Below are 17,695 nucleotides of genomic sequence, written 5' to 3' on the forward strand. Positions count from 1 at the left end.
TCCCATCCCCCTCACCTAAGCCACCACCCCAGGCCTGAAGCGGTCGACGGTGATGGAGCGTTCGTGCCGCAGGAACGCGGGGACCCTCAGGTCGATCCCGGCCATCGAGAAGGAGCTCGGCCAAGGACGGTACGAGAGGGTGCAGGTGAACGTGGTGAGGAGGGGCGAGACGGGAAACGACACCCCCTCCCCCCTTGGCGCAGGGCCTAGGTCCCCCGAGCTGACCGCCACCTCGCAGCCAGATGCCGGGAGCCCCTCCTCGATCGCCGCCCTCACCTGCGCGCAGGCAGCCGCGACATCCTGCTCCCCCGCGGGGCTCACCCCGTGCGCGATGACGCAGTCGGGCGCGACCCTGTCGAAGGCCGCACAGGCTTGCAGGAAGCGGACCATGTTGAATGCGACGAGGGCCACCGCGATCACGATGGGAAGCAGCACCGCGAGCTCGACGACCATCTGCCCCGCCTCGCCTCGCGACACTCCAGCGTCGCTCGCCCCGGCCCATGTCCATGCCACCCTCATGTCAGCGCCCCCAAAATCGTGGCCAGGTCTATGGTCAGGGGGATGGTGGTGCCCTCCATGCCGGGAACGGGCAGTTCGGCAACCGTGAAGGTCTTGTCCCCAAGCTCGTCGGAGACCATCTGCGCACAGCGGCCCAAGAGCTCCCTGGGTTCCATCGGCAGGGCCTGCACCAGCTCCCTCACCTTGCCGACCCTCTCGAGCCCTGCCCGGTCCAAGACCTGCTGGCTGTTCACCAAGACGGGCTTTCGCAGCCTCATGTCCGCTGGCTCGAAGCCCGCAGACGTCACCGTCGCAGAGATCTTCTTGCGCAGCCACGACGCGACCCTCTCGCCGAACACGCCCCCTATGCCGTCCAGCACGTCATCCGTGACCCCCGAGACGCTCTCGTAGGACGAGCCATACGAGACGAGCAGCCTTCCCCAGATGCCCGTGATGCCACCCACGAGGTCGAGCACCAGGCCCCCGTCCGAACGGGTGACACCCTCGAAAACGCTCGAGAGGACGTTGTGTCCATCGGTTCCCTCGTCCGGGGCCAAGGTGGCGGCAGAGACGGCGACGCCACGGGGGAGCTCTCCTTCGGAGGAGAAGTGCGAGATCCCAGCCGGCACGGGGGTGAGGTCCGGGCGAGACACCACGGCCACGCATCCGTAGGCGCCGGGAGGGCAGAGCCCCGGCCTCCCCACCGAGAGCAACTTCATAACACGCTCGAACGCGCCGTCCGCATGCTCCGCTATCTCTTGCATCTCCCGCTCTGCCTGAACCTCCTCGTCCCTTGCCGCCTTGTACTCGCGCGAGGCCTCCACGACGATCCTCCAGTAGTGCTCGTAGCCGTTCGATATGTTGGTGGACGCGTCCGCCACGTTGCCCATGGCCACCGCGTCCATGCGACAGTCGGGGCAGACGGCGGCAGACCCCGCGTCGATGTCCGCGAGGCTCGCAAGGCCCGCATAGGGACCCCGGGCACCGGGGCAGTCGAGCGAGCAGTGCAGCGTCCTCACGCCATCCTCGATGGTGCACGGCCAGACGACGTCGGTGTACAGGGTCGTCTCCCTGACCCCCGCCGTGGTATGGGGGAGTTCGGGCAGGTCAATCGAGCAGCCCTCCTCCGACTCGTCACAATGCGCCTCCGATGTCCGCTCGTAGGCGTAGCGAAAGAAGGCCTTGCGCGCACAGGACCTCTGGAGCTCGTCCGCATCCGAGCCCGTCTCGCCCTCTGCCGACCAACGGGTCAAGTAGTAGTTAGCGCTGCGGAGCCGCGCGAAGTCGAAGCGCCATGACGAGGGCTCCGGATAGGACGGGTTCTGCCCTCCGGACAGGCCCGCAAGCCGCTCGGCCCGACTTCTCAGGCAATAGGGGTCGTCCACGTTGTCCGCTCGCCAGGCCCTCTCCTTTGCCGCCTCGGCACGCTCGTGGGCGGCCTGTTTCCGAGCGGACGCCTCGGCGAGCCTCCTGGCATCCTCCTCCATCTCCTCGGCGTCCAGCCCGTCGTCGAGCCCGGAGAAGTCGGACTCGCTCTTTTGGGGAAAGGGGACGGCGAGCCCCACGTAGCGCACGTCACCCTTGGAGTTGGCGGACACGCAGGACGCGGAGTTCGCCATGACCAGGGCGGGGAGGGCCGCCTCCAGGCGAGAGAGGCCCTCCGAAGCGCTGCGCGCAAAGCCGCGCCTCGCGTCGAGCACCTTCCTTCCCGCAGCAAACACCCCCGTCGACATCGCCTGGAGCGGAGGTATGGCGGCTATGACGAGCGCGGAGGCGCAGATGACGGAGCCCAGGAGCCCCATGCTCAGGACGCAGGCGTCCACCACCTGGGCGACGGTCGAATACGCCGCCACCACGTTTGACCCGGCTAGCGCCGAGGCGTCGGCCACCGCCTGCACGTCGGCAGAGCGGGAGGAGGCCCACTCGAGGGTGGCGAGGGAGAACACGAGGGAGAGGCTCACGAGGAGCGCAACGGCCACCGCCACCGTGGTATAGCCGCCGTCGTCCCGCACGAAGGCGGCGAGGGGGCTCGGCTCGGCTCCCCTAGTCCCAGATGGTCTGCCAACTCGCATAGCTCCCTCCCAACCACGATGGCCTCAGCCCCTCGCTTGCCCTTGCCTCGAGCACCACTCCCCGTCCGTCGCTCCTGCCCGCAAGCGCCATCGCCGCCCCGAGGAGGGGAAGCGGCCTCGCATGGCCGCGCAGGCCCACCTCGACCCGGCCGCCGGAGCTCGACACGCTGACCTCCCAGCCCTCCTCCCCTCCCACGTGAAAGAGGGGCACGTCGGGCACCGCGGCGAGCCTGCGCAGCGCGAAGGCCTTGCACCCGTCGAGGTCGGACCCATGATTGGTGAGCGCCACGCGGGCCGTCTCCGCGGCCGCCGACCGCATGACCACCAGCGAGTAGCCAAGGCAGGCGGGCTCCAGCAGGATGGCCAGGACGAGCATCAGGGAGGGCAGCAGGACCGCCGCCTCGACGGTCGCCTGCCCAGAGGCCGAGTACGGGACGACGGGGACGAAGCCGGCCGTGACACCATCCAAGGCGCCCCTCCCTCCCGGCTCCTCAATAGAGGAGGACGTCCTGGAGTGCCGCGACGAGCCCTCCCGCGCCGAAGCCGTGGGAGGCCGCGTCGAGGGCTCCGCGCATGAGCCCGCCGCCGCTCGCTTGTCTCCAGACGGCCGCGAGGACGAGCGTGGGGACAAGGAACGCCAGGGTGACGAGCAGGTATTCCACCGTCGACTGGCCACACGTGCCCAACAGAAGAGCCTTGGCGCAAGCCCCCGTCCCCCTGAACGTCGAGCGGGCGGACCGGGCAGAACGGACACGGCCCCCGAAAAGCCGAGCCTCACAACGCATCGACCCCCTCCCCCCACTCGTCCGCCCTCAGCCGTGTGACCGCCTCCCTGCACCCACCGCCAGGCGCCGCAGAGACCTCGCACACGTCCACCCAACCATCGCCCTGCACGACGCAAACCCAGACCCTTCCCAAAAGGTCGGCATAACCCGCGCTGACGAGCACGCAACCACCCCCTTCGCGATACCTCCCGAGCAGCTCCCCGGCCAGGTCGGGCACGTCACGGGAGTCATGGACCAGGACATGGCTCCCTCCCTCCCGAGGGACGTCGGCATTCCCCTGGCCCGCTTGGCCCCTGTCGCCGCCCCCGCTCCCGACGGACATACCTGGTTCGGCCTTGCCATCCGGCCACATGCCACCCGGAGGCGCGGGCGACCCGTCACCGCCACGACGAGTGCCCTCGGCATCACCCTCACCGTGCCCTCCCACCTGTCGCAGGACGGCGTCGCCCGGGACACCTCCCCTTTCCAAGAGCCGTGGGACCCCCACGATGACGGCTGCCGCGAGGAGGCAGGACGCCACCAGGACCGTCCTGCCCGTGCGGCGCAGGTGGGACTTCCTCGTCACAGCGAGTTGATGCCGTCCGAGATGGCCGTCCAGAGCTCCTGTACCTTCCCGCGAAAAGCGACGATGGCCACAATGGCTATGACCACCAGGACGCCGACGAGGATCGCGTATTCGGTCGTCCCCTGCCCGTCCTCGCTTGCGACGAGCTCGCGGGCCCGAACCGCCAAGCCAGCAACCCACACGCCAAGTCCCTGCATCTCTTCCACCTTTCTTCCCTGCCCCTGACTGGGGCGCAGCTAATGACCCAACACGAGCGAGGAGCCGAGGAGCGGCCCCAGTATCGCCAGGAGCATCGCCGGGACGATGAGGGTCCCCAAGGGGACGAGCATCTTCACCGGAACCCGCTCGATCTCCTCCTCCACCTGCGAGCGCTGCTCGTCCCTGATCGCCTGAGCCTGTCCCTCGAGGGCGTCGGCCAAAGGCGAGCCGAAGGCGAGGGCCTGGGCGACCGTCTGGGCAAAGCTCCCCAGAGCATCGACCCCCAGCTCGTCCGCCATCGCCCTCAGGGCCGCCTCGCGCGAGCTGACGCCCATGCGCCAGGAGGTGAGGGCGGACGAGAGCGCGCCCGCAAGCCGGCCCTCGTAACGTTGGCAGTAGAGCTCGAGCGACGCATCGAACGAGAGCCCGGAGAGCAGTCCCAAGGTCACCACATCGAGCATCGAGGGCATTTCGCGGAGGCAGCCCATCCGCACCCTCGAGCTGCCCGCCTGTACCCTCGCCCTCGCCACGGGTCCATAGCCCTCCACGACTTCCAGCAGCCGGCCCGCAACGAGCGCCGGCCCACGGGCAGAGGGCGCACGGGCCGCCCCCCTCCCCCTGCGACCGGCATGCGGTGGCCCCAGGAGCAGAAGGCAGGCCACGAAGGCGAGGAGTGCCACCGCGCCGTGCAGGGCGATCCCAGCCATCAGAGCACCCCTCTCATCAGGCGTCGGATGATGAGCAGCGCGAGGGCGTCCATCCCTGCGGCGACCAGCACGCAGCCTGCCCCGAAGAGCGTGGCGAGCCCCGACCGGAAGTCGGGAGACACGAGCGAGAGCACCCCGATGAGAATCGCCGGCAACGCGCACACCACGCGGGCGGAGAGCCTTACCTGGGCGGTCTTGACCGCGAGCAGCCTCTGGAACTCCCCTTGGCGCTCGACCATCTGCGCCGCATGCTCGAAGAGCTCCCTCAGCGGGCTGCCCGTGCGTTGCGAGATGGTGAGGGCCGTGGCGAGAAGGCCCACGCCGGGAGCCTCGAGCTCCCCGCGGAGCGCGTCCATCGACCCCTCGACCGAGATGCCGCAGCGCAGCCTCAGCGAGACGCGAGCGAAGGCCGGTGCCACGACGTCGGGGCTGTTCGACCCCAGGTAGTCAATGGCCTGGGAGAGCGTCTCGCCCGAAGCCAGGGCCATGGCGAGGGTGCGGAACACCCCCGGCATGGCCTGCGCGAGCTCCCTCTCCCTCCTCCTCCGCGTCGACTGCCCCCAGAGGGGGACGCCCACGGCAAGCAAGAACGCAGCCAGGGGCAGCGCCAGCCAGGTGCCAAAGAGGAGGGCGAGGACGACGCCTGCCAGGAAGCTGCCCGCGAGAAGCAGCGCGCAGGACCCCTCGCGAGAGGTCGCAAGACCGACTTGGGCCACGAGGCCGCCAAACTCGTCTGCGGCAAGGCCCCAGTCATCCCTCCCGGCCAGGAGGTGGACCAGGGGGAGGGCGGCCAGGCGCTCGGCCGCGACTCCGGCAAGGCGCCTGAGCCGTCGGGTCCTCCAGCCCTCCGCACGCGCACGAGGCAGCCCGCCTCCCACGAGCGCGAAGCCCCCAAGCCACGCGCAGCCACCTAGGCCAAGGACATACGCCGCCTCCAAAGCGCCACCTCCCCCTCGTCCAAGACCCCCTCCTCCAGGCCCCGGCCCACGAACGCGGGCTCGAAGCCAAGGTTCCAGCAGCGCGACGCCTCGTCGAAGCGGACCGCCTCCTCCAGGCGCACGCCGCCGGACCCCTTCCGCGTGACCGCGTTGAGCGAGGCAATGACGCGCCTGCCGTCCGGCAGCCTCTGCGACATGACCAGGAAGTCAAGGGCAGTCGCTATCTGCTCCTCGATGATGTCGGTGGGCAGGTCCATCCCGAAGCGCGCCATGAGCACCAGGCGCAACACCGCCTCCTGCGCCGTGCCCGCATGCAGGGTCGTCAGAGACCCGTCATGCCCCGTGTTCATGGCCTGGAGCATGTCGATGGCCTCCTCGCCGCGCACCTCGCCCACCACGATGCGGTCGGGCCTCATGCGCAGGGCGTTCTTCACCAGGTCGCGGATGCTTATCTCGCCCGAGCCCTCGATGGATGCGGTGCGCGCCTCGAGCCTGACCACGTTGGGATGGGAGTCGAACTTGAGCTCTGCGGAGTCCTCGATGGTCACGATCCTCTCGGATGGCGGTATCTCGCACGAGAGGGCGTTGAGGAGGGTCGTCTTGCCCGATCCGGTTCCTCCCGCCACGGCGACGTCCTGGCGCAACCTCACCGCCCAGCTGAGGAGCTGGGCATACCAGTCGGGCAGCGACCCCAGCTCGACGAGGCGCCCAAGCGTGCTGATCCGGTTGGAGAACTTCCTGATGGTCACCATGGGCCCGTCGATCGCGATGGGGGGCGACACGGCGTTCACGCGGTCCCCGTTGGCGAGTCGCGCGTTCACGATGGGACAGTTGCGGTCGAAGCGTCTGCCCAGGGGAGCCAGTATGCGGTCCACCACCATGAGAATCTGCTCGTCCGAGTCGAACACGGCACGCGCGGGATGGATCCTCCCCTCCCGCTCGAAGAAGAGGCCCTCCCTGCCGTTCACCATCACCTCCGTCACGCTGTCATCGTCGAGGAGCGGCTGGAGGGGACCCAGCCCGCATATGTCGTCCAAGACCCAACCCTCGAGCTCGCCCCGCTCGTGGGGACCCAGGGTGGAGAAGTCGCCCGAGCGCAGGATCGCCTGGCACGCCACGGAAAGCTCGCCCCTGGCACGCGTGGAGTCCGCGGACGATGCCATGGACGCCACCACCTCGAGCCCCAGCCTGCGGACCAGCTCCCGCTTGAGGCGCTCCTTCAGGTCCATGAGCTCGCGAGTGCCGCGAAGTCCCCCTTGCGGCGGCTCCTCCCGTACGGAGGCAGGCGAGACGAGTGCGGCCTCCTGATCGCGCACCATCTGCAGGACGGACATCAGCCCACCTCCCTCCTGAGCCCGAAGAGGCCGCGACGCCTCCTTCCCGGCTTGAGCTCCAGGGCATGCCTGGTCTCCTCCCCGTCGGGAAGCGCCCCCAGCTCGGCCAGCAGCTGGGCCATGAGGTACGAGACCGCCTCAGAGAACTCCGAGCGGGACGAGAGGAGCCTCTCGGTCTCTCCGGCGGCAAAGAGCTCCTCGGCCTCCTCCCCGCCGTCAGGCACCCTGAAGAGCCGTGCGCCCTCGAGCCCGGGCTCGATCCGCGCGAAGTCGACCTCCTCGTCCCCTCGCAGGTCGTCCATGTTCCTGACGCGCACGATGCGGGTGCGGGCGACGCCCAGCCTCACGGCCAAGGCGCTCGTCCTGCCCAGTGCCGCAAGGCCGCCCTGCCGGTCGTCGTGCACCAAGACCAGGCGGTCGGCAAGCTGCGCCGCCTGGGCCGCAGCGTCGCTCAAGCCCGCGGGGCCATCCACCAGCACCACGTCGAAGCGTGAGCTCAGGTACGAGATCAGGGGCCTCACCAGAGGCGACACGAGCTCCGCCGTCTCGGGGCGCTCGCAGGGACCCCAGAGGTACACCTCGTCCATGCAGCGGGCGCAGCCGCGGCCCATCTGCTCGGGCGTGGGCGGGACCTCCCCCGCCAACCGGGCGAGGTCCACGGGATGTCCCACGCCGAAGCGCGTGTGCAGGTCACCGCAGCCGAGGTCGAGGTCGACCAGGGCGACACGCAGCCCCCAGGACGACATGACCGCCGCGGCGGAGGCGACGAGCGAGGTCTTCCCCACGCCACCCCTGCCCGAGGCGAAGGCGAGGACCGGCGCGCGCTCCCCGGCCGGTAGCCCAACGCCTCCCTCCGCGGGCACGCCACGGGCAGGCAGGCCCGTCTCGCCCTGCCCCCGGCCGCCAGCTGCGCCGACCCCCTCCCGATGCGCGGGCGAGCGTCCCGACGGCACGCCGCCGGCGCGCCCCGACTCGGGGACGGAGCCTCCCATGGGCTCGCCAAGGCCCGTTGCGTCTCCATGCGCAGGACGGTTGTCGCACGTGCACGCATCCCCAGCGCCGAGCGGATGGCCTCCCTCTGCCTGCCGCCCCAGGGACCCCGCCGCGCGACCCCTCGCGCTGGACGTTGATGAGCCCCCGGGACAGCCAGACGACGTGCCAAGCTCGTCCAGGTCGATGACCCGGTCGATGCCCGCCCGGGACGCACGCGAGCGCAATGACCCGGAGACCTGCCTGCCCACCAGGACCACCTCGCTCGCAAGGCCGTCTTGGGCCAGCGCCGCGGCGAGGTTGACGTCAGACACTCCCCTTCCCGTCAGCCCCACGATGGCACCGACGCTCTGGGGCTCCTCCTCCCGGAAGCGACTCCGCATCTCGGTCGCGTCATCGGCGAACGAGAGGACCGCGAAGGGCTCGACCGACCTGAGGGCACGGGCAACCTCCGCCCTGCTGCCACGTGACGTGCATCCCAACCAAAGCTCGCTCATGCCCGCACCTAACCCTTCCTGTCCTTCTCCCGACCCGGGCCAGACCCTTCCGGGGCGGCCCCCTTCGCCTGGCCCGCAGCACCGTCCTTCCCGTCCGACCCGTCCTTGTCGACACCCGCCTGACCCGGCTTGGACGGTTTCTCCTCACCGCCAGCCCGCACCCCCTCGACAGCCGGGGAGTCGGCGGGATCCTCGAGCTCCTCCGGGGCCTTGGCCGTCTCGGCCCCCTCGCCGTCCCGGACGTCCTCCGCGGGGAGCACCAGCCTCAGGCCGCCCTTCGCGCTGGACGAGAGGACCGCCGACACGTCCTCGGGAAGCACGGCCAGGCCCAACTGACCCGAGCCGGCGATGGGAGAGGTGCCTGGGGAGGAGATGACCTGCATGTCACGGGCGAGAAGCTCCGACCCCGTGTCGCCCACGCGATAGGCGATGACCTGGGAGCCCACGGCGACGTTGCGCGAGATGCCCAGCTTGTCGGTGATGGGAAGGGAGAGGCCGACGTGTCCCGCGGGAACCTGGGCCGAGTCAGACGCGTTCCTGAACGCAAGCTCCGTGACCGGGGCGTTGCGCGCCACCGGTACGCTCACCTCACGCCCCACGACGTCCTCCAGCCGGGTCGCGGCACCCTCCGGCGCGAGCGCGGCCGCCCAGTCGCGCACGGCCACGTCCGCCTGGCCAACAACCTGCCCAGGCTCCAGGCCCTCTCCCGCCACCACCAGCCCCACGATCTCCCCGCCGTAGCGCGCGATGGCATCGGAACGCGCGCGGTCGGCCTCCTCGCGCACGCCCTGCACGTAGACGTGGCAGAGGAGCAGTGCCAGGACCGCGCAGGCGGAGGCGAAGACGACCCTGAACCTCAGCGACATGCGAACCCCTCCCCAGACAACTTCCCCAGGGCGACTTCGCCCGTGAGGAAATTGTCACGTCAGAGGAGGGGTCCGCCCGCGTCCTTAGAAACCGGGCTGGCACGAAGCTGGCGCGTAACTGGCAGGCAGCTGCGCGCATCTATGGTCTGAGCAGGCGTTTGTAGAAAAGTCAGAGGACCACGTCTGGGTCCAGGATGTCCAGGGAGGCGCGCATCTCGCCCGCGAGGGCGACGTAGGCGTCGTATTTGGGGCGGCGGACGGCACCGGACTCAAGAAGCGCCCTCACGGCGCAGCCGGGCTCGTGCGTGTGCGTGCAATCGCGGAAGCGACAGTCGCGAGCCGCGGCGGCGAGGTCGGGAAAGACCAGTGCGAGACCCCTTTCGTGCCCCACCAGGGGCAAGCTCCTGAGTCCCGGCTCGTCCACGACCACCCCTCCTCCGGGGACGCTCACCATGCGTCGGGCGACCGTGGTGTGGCGCCCCGCGTCATCGGAGGCCCGCACGCTCCCCGTCTCGAGCGAGTCGTGCCCGAGGAGGGAGTTGAGGAGGGTCGACTTGCCCGCCCCGGACTCGCCCAGGACGATGGCGACGGAACCACGAGGCACCAGCTCCAGGACGCCACCCAGGCCCCAGCTCGCCCCTGCCGCGAGGGCGGCCGCCTCCAGGCCCGGGCGACCTCCCGTCGCGGGCTCCACGGAGCAGCTGGCGCAGACCGGCACGTCTTCGCCCAGGACCGCGCGGATGGAGCCGACGTCGCGGGAGAGGAGCGACGACCCAGCCCTGTCCGCCTTGGTGAGGACCACGGCCACCCGGCAGCCGCAGTCGCAGGCGACCACGGCAGAGCGCACGATGCGGTCGCAGGGGACGGGCGTCTCCCCCAGGGCCTGCACGACGAGGACGACGTCGACGTTGGCCGCAAGGGTCTGGCGCTCGCCCCGAGAACCACCGCGCCAGCGGGCGATGTCGCTCTCGCGCGGGAGGACCTCCTGGATTATGCCCATGTCATGGGCGGGCGGGCGTCGCAGGGCCACCCAGTCGCCCACCGCGGCGCGCCCCTTGCTGGCATCCACGCGGCCGGCCTTCGAGAGCGCCACGGCGAACTCCGCCCTGAACGCCCCCTCCCGGCAGAGGACGACGGGGAAGCCCCGGTCCAGGCGCACCACGCAGCCCAGGCTCAGCTCGCCCTCCCCCTCGCGGCCGCCCGCAGTCCCCTCCCTGTCCATGATTCCAGCAAAGGCGGCCTCCTGGCGTCCGCTTGCGCGCAGCTCGGAGAAGTCGGGCAGGTCGGCAAGGGAGAGGGGCCCCGACGGGAGCCCCATGCCCCCGCCGACGCCCCTCTTGGCACGCCTGCCTCTGTCGTTGCGACGACCCAACGCTTAGGCTTTCGCCTTGTCGACGCGGCGCATGATGGCCTTCTCCAGCTCGACGATCGGGATGATCAGCGCGGCGAGGCCCATCGAGATGGCGTAGTGGACGAGGTCCAGCTCGGCGAAGTCGAAGGCCTCGGAGAGCGGCGTCTCGATCACCACGAAGGTCAGGAGCAGGGCCACGACGAAGGCGCCCCAGAGCCAGAAGTTCTGCTTCTTGAGGGTGAAGACGGACTCGCGGCGGCTGCGCATGTTGAGCGAGTGGAACATCTCGACCATCGAGAGCGTAAGGAAGGCCATGGTCATGCCCTCGAGCCCGCTGCCGTTGCCCGCGACCACGTCGGCCAGGGATACGCCCTCCGTCGCCAGGCCGATGAAGTAGGCGACGAGCGTCAGCACGGAGATGATGGTGCCCTGGACGATGGTGTCGAGGCCCATCCCGTTGGAGAAGATGCCGTCCTTCGAGTCGCGGGGCTGGCGCTCCATGATGTTTGGCTCGGCACCCTCGGTCGCCATGGCGAGAGCGGGCAGGGAGTCGGTGATGAGGTTGATCCAGAGCAGGTGCGTGGGCTCGAGCAGGGTGAAACCCATGAGCGACGCGACGAACACCGTGATGACCTCGGCCAGGTTGGAGCTCAGGAGGAACTGGATGCACTTGCGGATGTTGTCGTAGATCCGGCGACCCTCTTCGCAGGCGTTGATGATGGTCGCGAAGTTGTCGTCTGCCAGGACCATGTCGGCGACGTTCTTGGTGACGTCGGTGCCGGTGATGCCCATGCCCACGCCGATGTCGGCCTTCTTGATGGAGGGGGCGTCGTTGACGCCGTCACCGGTCATGGCGACGACCTTGTCCTTCTTCTTCCAGGCGTCGACGATGCGCACCTTGTGCTCGGGCTGGACGCGGGCGTAGACGCCGAAGCGCTCCACCTCGTCGGCGAGGTCCTCGTCCGAGATGCGGTCGAGCTCGGCACCGGTGATCGCCTGCTCGCGGCTCTCGATGATGCCCAGTTCGCGGGCGATGGCCACGGCCGTGTCGATGTGGTCGCCCGTGATCATGACCACGCGGATACCGGCGGAGTGGGCCTCCTCGATGGCCGCCTTCACCTCGGGGCGGACGGGGTCGATCATGCCGGAGAGCCCGACGAAGGTGAGGTCCTGCTCGAGGAAGCCGGGCTCGAAGGACTCGGGCATCTCCTTGCCCCAGTCGCGCCGCGCCGAGGCCATGACGCGCAGGGCGCGGTCCGCCATGGCCTTGTTCTGGTCCATGACCTGGCGGCGGAGCTCGTCGGTCATGGGCACGACGCCGTCCTCGCTCATGTAGCGGGTGCAGCGGGCCAGGACCACGTCGGGGCCGCCCTTGGTGTGCTGCTCGTAGCCGTCGTGATCCCTGACCACGACCGACATCATCTTGCGGCCGGAGTCGAAGGGCGCCTCTCCCACGCGCGGGCGGCTCTGCGCGAGCTTCGTGGTGGTGTAGCCCTCCTTGGCGGCATCCGCGACGAGGGCGGCCTCGGTGGGCTCGCCGGTGGCGACGCCCTCGGCGTCGTCCCACTTGGCATCGGAGGCCAGGGCCATGGTGCGCACGTGGGCCGTGAGGTCCTCGGTCGCGTGCTCGACCACGGTCATCTTGTTCTGGGTCAGGGGGCCCGTCTTGTCGGAGAAGATGATCTGGGTGCAGCCCAGGGTCTCGACGGCGCTGAGCTTGCGGATGATGGCGTTCTTCTCGCTCATCTTGGTGACGCCCATGGAGAGGACGATGGTCACGACGGCGACCAGGCCCTCGGGGATGGCGGCGACGGCCAGGGACACGGCGATCATGAAGGTGTTGAGCACCAGGCCGAGGTCAGAGATGAAGCCCAGGCCGTGCTTCACGAAGCCGGTCAGGAAGACGATGGCCGAGATGGCGACGACCAGGATGGTGAGGGCCCGCGAGAGCTCGTCGAGCTTGACCTGCAGGGGCGTCTGCCCCTCCTCGGCCTGGGCCAGGGCGTCGGCGATCTTGCCCATCTCGGTATCCATGCCGCAGGCGACCACGACGGCGCGGCCGCGGCCGAAGACGACGGTGGAGCCCATGTAGCACATGTTCTTGCGGTCGCCCAGGGGCACGTCGTCGGCGCCCTCCTCGAGGGAGATGACCTCAGCGTGCTTGGTGGCCGGCACGGACTCGCCCGTGAGGGCCGCCTCCTCGATTTTCATGGAGGCGCTCTCGAGGATGCGGCAATCCGCCGGGACGGAGTCGCCCGCCTCGAGGATCACGATGTCACCCACGACCAGCTCGGAGCTCGGCACGCTGACGACCTTGCCGTCGCGGACGACCTTGCTGGTGGCGGCTGCCATCTCCTGCAGGGCGGCAAGCGCCTCCTCGCTCTTGGCCTCCTGGACCACGCCCAGCACCGAGTTCAGCACGACGACGAACATGATGATGATCACGTCGGCGAAGTCGGCCTCGCCCTGGACGATGCCCGTCAGGGCCGAGATGACGGCCGCGATGATGAGCATGATGACCATGGGGTCGGCCATCTGCTGGAAGAAGCGCTTCCACAGCGGGTCCTTCTCGGCCTCCTTGAGCCTGTTGGGCCCGTTCTGCTCCAGGAGCTCGGCGGCCCTGCCGACACCGAACCCCTGCTCCTCGTCCGCGCCGCACTCCTTGAGCACGTCCTGCGCGGGAACCAGATACTCTCTCACTGCTATCCCCCCTGGGTCTGGTGGCGGCCCCCTGCCGCCACGGCGACGCACCTGGCAGATTGATGCCCGATCATAATTCCCCAGGAGGGGCAAGGGCTCACCAAGGTTGCCGTGCCAGGCACCTTATAAGCAAGACATTGTACATGCGAGAGGCCACTCGCCGTACCACGGGAACGTCACCGTTCCACGGAAAGCTCGATGTGGGTGGTTTTCTCGGCGAAAAGCACCCGGAACCACCCACTTCTTGCCCCAAGTGGCAGGTGAAGCACCCACATCGCCCCTCTCGCGGCAAGGGACGCGGCCACGAGGGACACACGCGCACCACGCTCCGGCACCCCATCCCCACCCACTCGCCCTAATCCCAGAGCTCGTCGGCCAGGATCTTGAAGCAGACCTTCCGGATGGGGCCGGGCTCCATGCCCGCCGGGGCCAGGTTGGGCATGTGCGGCTCCCCCACCACGAAGAGGGCGAAGCGCCCGTGGCCCAGTTCCCCGCCGAACTCGTCATCGTTTCCCACCGCCACATCGAGGTACTGCTTGTCCGCCCCCTCGTCGTAAGGCGAGAGGGGCTCCGTCGCTCCCGGGGTCACGAGAAACGCCTCGTAACCCTCGACGTCCACCTGGAGGTCCATGTAGCGACGGTGCGCCTCGTAATGCGCGTCCCAACGCCTGCGCGTGGTGGCATCCTGCGCCAGCGCGAAGACCCTGTCACCCAGGATCTCGTGCCTGCCTGCCTCGAGGGCACGGTAGTCGTTCTTCCCCAACCAGTCGATGAGCACGTCAAAGCCTCTGTAGAGGCCACCGTAGCGCTCGACGCCAGCCATGCCGTCATAGATCATGTCCCTCTCCTCCACCTCGGTGCGGGCGCCACTCCTCGGCGACGCCCACGCCATCTCGTCAGGACCGGTTCCGTGCCAGCTGCTTGGGCTAGACGATATGAAGAGAGGTGGCTGGGACTCGCTCTGGTGATGACCGAATGGGCCCTCTTCGGGGGCAACGTGAGTTAGCCTTGCCGCTGTCGGTGTCAGGCATATCACAATCACGGGAGGTCCCAGCCATGCTCAATTCTACATACGTCGGTCTTGACGTGCATGCAAGGTCCATCTGCGCCTCCGCGCTCGTGGTCGAGACGGGCGAGGTGCTCCGGTCGTCGTTCGGCTACGACGCCAGCGCGGTGGCGGGGTGGTGCAAGGGGCTGCCGCAGCCGGCCAGGTGCGTCTACGAGAGCGGCCCCACCGGCTTCGACCTGCAGCGGAAGCTCGAGGCCGCCGACGTGCCGTGCGTCGTCGGGGCCGTCTCGAAGATGCTCCGGCCGTCCGGGGACAGGGTGAAGACCGACAGGCGCGACGCCGCCTTCCTCGCCCGCACGCTCGCCGTCGGCAACGTGGTCGAGGTCGCCGTGCCCACGCCCGCCCAGGAGGCGGCGCGCGACCTTTCCCGTGCACGAGAGGACTGCCGCGAGGACCTGATGCGCGCGCCACCAGCTCTCCAAGTTCCCGCTCAGGAAGGGGATCGTCTGGGACGGGGGCGCCACGTGGACCAGGAGGCGCCGCGCCTGGCTGTCGTCGCTGCACTTCGGGGAGCCCAGCGAGCGGCTCGTCTACGACGACTACCTCGCTTGCGTCACCAACGCCGAGGAGAGGCGGGACCGCCTCGACGGGGCCATCGCCGAGCAGGCGGCGACGCCCGAGTGGGGGCCGACGGTCGCGAGGCTCTCGGCGCTGAGGGGCATCGCCACCGTGTCCGCGTTCTCGATCACGGCGGAGGTCGGCGACTTCTCGCGCTTTCCCGACGCGCGGTCGTTCATGTCCTACGTCGGCCTCGTGCCCTCCGAGTCCTCGAGCGGGGAGTCCCGGTCGCGCGGCAGAATCACGAAGACCGGGAACGGGCACGTGAGGCGCCTGCTCGTCGAGGCCTCTTGGCACCATGCGAGGGCGTGGCCGCCCGCGCTGGAGACTCAGCGGGAGGCGGCGGCCAAGCTGGCGCCGCGCGACGCCGCGTCGGCAAGGAAGGCGAACCGCAGGCTCCATGACCGCTACGCCGCGCTCTCCAGGAGGGGCAAGGCCCCGAACCTCGTGAAGGTCGCCGTGGCCCGCGAGATGGCCGGCTTCGTCTGGGCGCTCGCGACGGGCGCCGAGTAGGGCGCACCGACAAAACCACATCGTCCCGCGTCCCGACGAGATGGCGCGTGGGGCAACCCGCGAATCCGCTATGTGCAGCCCGGAGACGGGCCATGCACGAACCTAGACGCGCGGAACTCCCCAGCCGAGGCATCGGAATGCGTTAGCCAACACGCGGATGTCAGACTCGCAGTCGTGCGTCGAATCAGACACGCTTGAGTGCCGCGGACCGGGACGGTTGGTCATAGGGGGAAGGTCCCAGCCCGAGTCGAGAAACCTTGGGCTGGGACCTTTTTGCCCCTTGACACGAGGGGCTACATATCAGCAGGTAGAACGCTTGCCCGGTTTTGAAGTTGTATGCGAGAACAGCAAACAACTTCTCTCGCCCACCGGCTCGGCGCGGACGCCCCACCGTCCCCCGGGCGCGCGCCCGCCGACTTCGCGCGCGGCTCCGCCGATTGTCGCCCCTCGCCCGCCGCGCGCGGCTCCGCCGACCCCCACCGACCCCCACCCGCTCTCCCCGCGACCCGACGGGCGAGCGGCGACCTGCGCCTCAGGACCCAAGGGTCGCCATGGGAATAACGAACACTCCATCCTCCCTCTGGTAGGCGACGCTCCCCCTCCCAACCACGACGGCAAGGAAGGCAGGGGGCTCCACCTGGGCCGCAGCGTTCGCGCAAAGCTTGGACCTCAACCTAAGCAGGTTGCGCGCTGCCGCATCCGCCTTCGTGTCGCTGAGCTTCACCTCGACCGCCGCCCAACGACCGCCGTGTTCCAGCACCACGTCCACCTCGAGCCCCTTGTCGTCACGGTAATAGTGGACGGAGTTCCCCAGGCCAGGATAGGTGGAGAGAAACACCCTGAGGTCGCGAAGAACCAGGGACTCGAAGAGGTCTCCCAGCGTCTGCGTGTCGCGCACGAGCCTCTCTGGCGTGGCGCCAAGCAGCGCCGCCGCAAGGGAGGGGTCCGTGAAGTAGCGCTTGGGACTCACGCGCACCCGAGCCTTCGCCCTGAGCGGGGGTTCCCAGCCCGCAAGCTCCTCGACCAGGTAGAGCCGTTCGAAGAGCCCGACATAGGACGTCAGCGTGTCGACGGAAACCCCCCGAGCGCCCATGTCCCGGATGAGCGTCCTCTTCGTCGCGGCACGGCTCGAGTTGAGGGCAAGGGACCTGAGCACGGCAAGCGCCGTGTCGGCAGAGAGCCCCTCCTGCATCACGTTGTCGTCCAGCACGGCCTGAATGTATTGGGATGCCATCTCGAACGCAACCACGTCGGGCGCGCCAAGTGCGGCAGGCCAACCTCCCCTGCAGCACCACCGAGCGACGTCGGCGACTGAGGTGGGGCTGGTGGCAGGCGAGAATGACCCCTCGAAGAGGCCCCGGAGGCTCACTTCGGCCGTGGACTCCCCCAGCTCCGCAAGCGTCATGGTGCGCATGCGAAGCCGAGCGATGCGCCCCGCGCCACTGTGATGCACCTCTCCCCGCCTCGCCGGCTCAAGCTGGGTGGAGCCCGTGAGAAGGAGCCTGCCCGTCTTTGCCGCGGAGTCATCCACGAAGCGCCGCGCCGCGTCCCACACCGCAGGCACCTCCTGCCACTCGTCCACCAGGTGCGGCGCGTCCCCCAGAAGGGCCAGCGAGGGGTCGACCTCGGCCATTTGCCTCTGCTCGCCCCTGTCGAGCTCGGTGACGCTGGCCGCCCTGGAAAGTGCACTCCAGGTCTTGCCGCACCACTTGGGCCCCGTGATCTCCACGCACCCGAAGGCACCCATGAGCATGTCGAGGCGAGCGTCGGTCAAGCGCGGCAGATATCCGTCCGGAGTCAGTCTGTTGGGTTTACTAGACATGTATTTACCTCGCTGTTCCATATTTTACTCCTAATTCGTTAGTTATTTTACACCCTTGAGGCTAGACGCTTCGCACCCTCCCGGCAGACGAGACGCTCGCCCGGGCCCGACGGACGAGCCGGGCCGGGACGGGGGCGTCACCCCCCGTGCGAGCCCTCGATGGCCCCGCGTGCCGCGCCTCCGGAGTTGTATGCGGTTTTCTCGCCTGAAAAACAGCATACAACTGTTTAAG

The 17,695-nt window shown here is 69.2% G+C and carries 16 protein-coding genes; 1 reads left to right on the forward strand and 15 read right to left on the reverse strand.

From position 1 onward, the window contains the following. Positions 1-15: 15 nt before the first annotated feature. From ACMPH2_RS04555 to ACMPH2_RS04620, 14 genes are all read right to left on the reverse strand, one after another. On the reverse strand, positions 16-453 hold the full coding sequence (locus tag ACMPH2_RS04555; RefSeq protein WP_062530503.1) for a hypothetical protein: 438 nt from the start codon (positions 451-453) through the stop codon (positions 16-18). 62 nt (positions 454-515) lie between these two features. After that, positions 516-2,570, reverse strand: coding sequence for a hypothetical protein (locus tag ACMPH2_RS04560; protein ID WP_062530501.1), 2,055 nt, complete (start codon positions 2,568-2,570; stop codon positions 516-518). Beyond that, positions 2,542-3,039 (reverse strand): TadE family protein, encoded by a 498-nt coding sequence (locus ACMPH2_RS04565; RefSeq protein ID WP_062530499.1) that lies wholly within the window; start codon positions 3,037-3,039, stop codon positions 2,542-2,544. Before ACMPH2_RS04565 ends, ACMPH2_RS04560 begins: the two co-directional genes overlap by 29 nt. A 22-nt stretch (positions 3,040-3,061) precedes the next feature. Beyond that, positions 3,062-3,256, reverse strand: a complete 195-nt coding sequence (locus ACMPH2_RS04570) for a hypothetical protein (protein ID WP_156439405.1) — start codon at positions 3,254-3,256, stop codon at positions 3,062-3,064. A gap of 88 nt (positions 3,257-3,344) precedes the next feature. After that, positions 3,345-3,920, reverse strand: coding sequence for a hypothetical protein (locus ACMPH2_RS04575; protein ID WP_156439404.1), 576 nt, complete (start codon positions 3,918-3,920; stop codon positions 3,345-3,347). Continuing rightward, positions 3,917-4,117: a Flp family type IVb pilin gene (locus ACMPH2_RS04580; RefSeq protein WP_009279672.1), complete on the reverse strand. Its 201-nt coding sequence runs from the start codon at positions 4,115-4,117 to the stop codon at positions 3,917-3,919. Before ACMPH2_RS04580 ends, ACMPH2_RS04575 begins: the two co-directional genes overlap by 4 nt. Before the next feature lie 39 nt (positions 4,118-4,156). Then, the gene (locus ACMPH2_RS04585) at positions 4,157-4,825 is read right to left on the reverse strand and encodes a type II secretion system F family protein (protein ID WP_062530495.1); all 669 of its coding nucleotides are present in this window, start codon (positions 4,823-4,825) and stop codon (positions 4,157-4,159) included. Next, a complete protein-coding gene (locus ACMPH2_RS04590) occupies positions 4,825-5,763 on the reverse strand; it encodes a type II secretion system F family protein (RefSeq protein ID WP_062530493.1) in 939 nt (312 codons plus the stop codon). Before ACMPH2_RS04590 ends, ACMPH2_RS04585 begins: the two co-directional genes overlap by 1 nt. Next, positions 5,736-7,097, reverse strand: a complete 1,362-nt coding sequence (locus tag ACMPH2_RS04595; RefSeq protein ID WP_062530491.1) for a CpaF family protein — start codon at positions 7,095-7,097, stop codon at positions 5,736-5,738. The genes ACMPH2_RS04590 and ACMPH2_RS04595 overlap by 28 nt, the downstream gene beginning before the upstream one ends. Further along, a complete protein-coding gene (locus ACMPH2_RS04600; protein ID WP_417118734.1) occupies positions 7,097-8,584 on the reverse strand; it encodes a nucleotide-binding protein in 1,488 nt (495 codons plus the stop codon). The genes ACMPH2_RS04595 and ACMPH2_RS04600 overlap by 1 nt, the downstream gene beginning before the upstream one ends. 8 nt (positions 8,585-8,592) lie before the next feature. Further along, on the reverse strand, positions 8,593-9,450 hold the full coding sequence (locus tag ACMPH2_RS04605) for an SAF domain-containing protein (protein WP_417118735.1): 858 nt from the start codon (positions 9,448-9,450) through the stop codon (positions 8,593-8,595). A gap of 169 nt (positions 9,451-9,619) precedes the next feature. After that, a complete protein-coding gene (gene rsgA / locus ACMPH2_RS04610) occupies positions 9,620-10,822 on the reverse strand; it encodes a ribosome small subunit-dependent GTPase A (RefSeq protein WP_417118736.1) in 1,203 nt (400 codons plus the stop codon). A 3-nt stretch (positions 10,823-10,825) separates the two neighbouring features. Further along, positions 10,826-13,501, reverse strand: a complete 2,676-nt coding sequence (locus ACMPH2_RS04615) for a cation-translocating P-type ATPase (protein ID WP_417118737.1) — start codon at positions 13,499-13,501, stop codon at positions 10,826-10,828. Between the two features lie 355 nt (positions 13,502-13,856). Next, on the reverse strand, positions 13,857-14,339 hold the full coding sequence (locus ACMPH2_RS04620) for a NanQ anomerase/TabA/YiaL family protein (RefSeq protein WP_417118738.1): 483 nt from the start codon (positions 14,337-14,339) through the stop codon (positions 13,857-13,859). A gap of 900 nt (positions 14,340-15,239) precedes the next feature. Between ACMPH2_RS04620 and ACMPH2_RS04625 the strand changes: the two genes are divergently transcribed. Then, complete coding sequence (locus ACMPH2_RS04625; protein WP_417118739.1) at positions 15,240-15,641, forward strand: transposase; 402 nt, start codon at positions 15,240-15,242, stop codon at positions 15,639-15,641. A 532-nt stretch (positions 15,642-16,173) separates the two neighbouring features. Here ACMPH2_RS04625 and ACMPH2_RS04630 read toward each other — a convergent pair. Next, positions 16,174-17,463, reverse strand: coding sequence for an ATP-binding protein (locus ACMPH2_RS04630; protein ID WP_072500442.1), 1,290 nt, complete (start codon positions 17,461-17,463; stop codon positions 16,174-16,176). Positions 17,464-17,695 lie beyond the last annotated feature (232 nt).

The organism is Olsenella phocaeensis, from assembly GCF_048189965.1.
GTDB classification, from domain to species: Bacteria; Actinomycetota; Coriobacteriia; order Coriobacteriales; family Atopobiaceae; genus Olsenella_I; species Olsenella_I phocaeensis.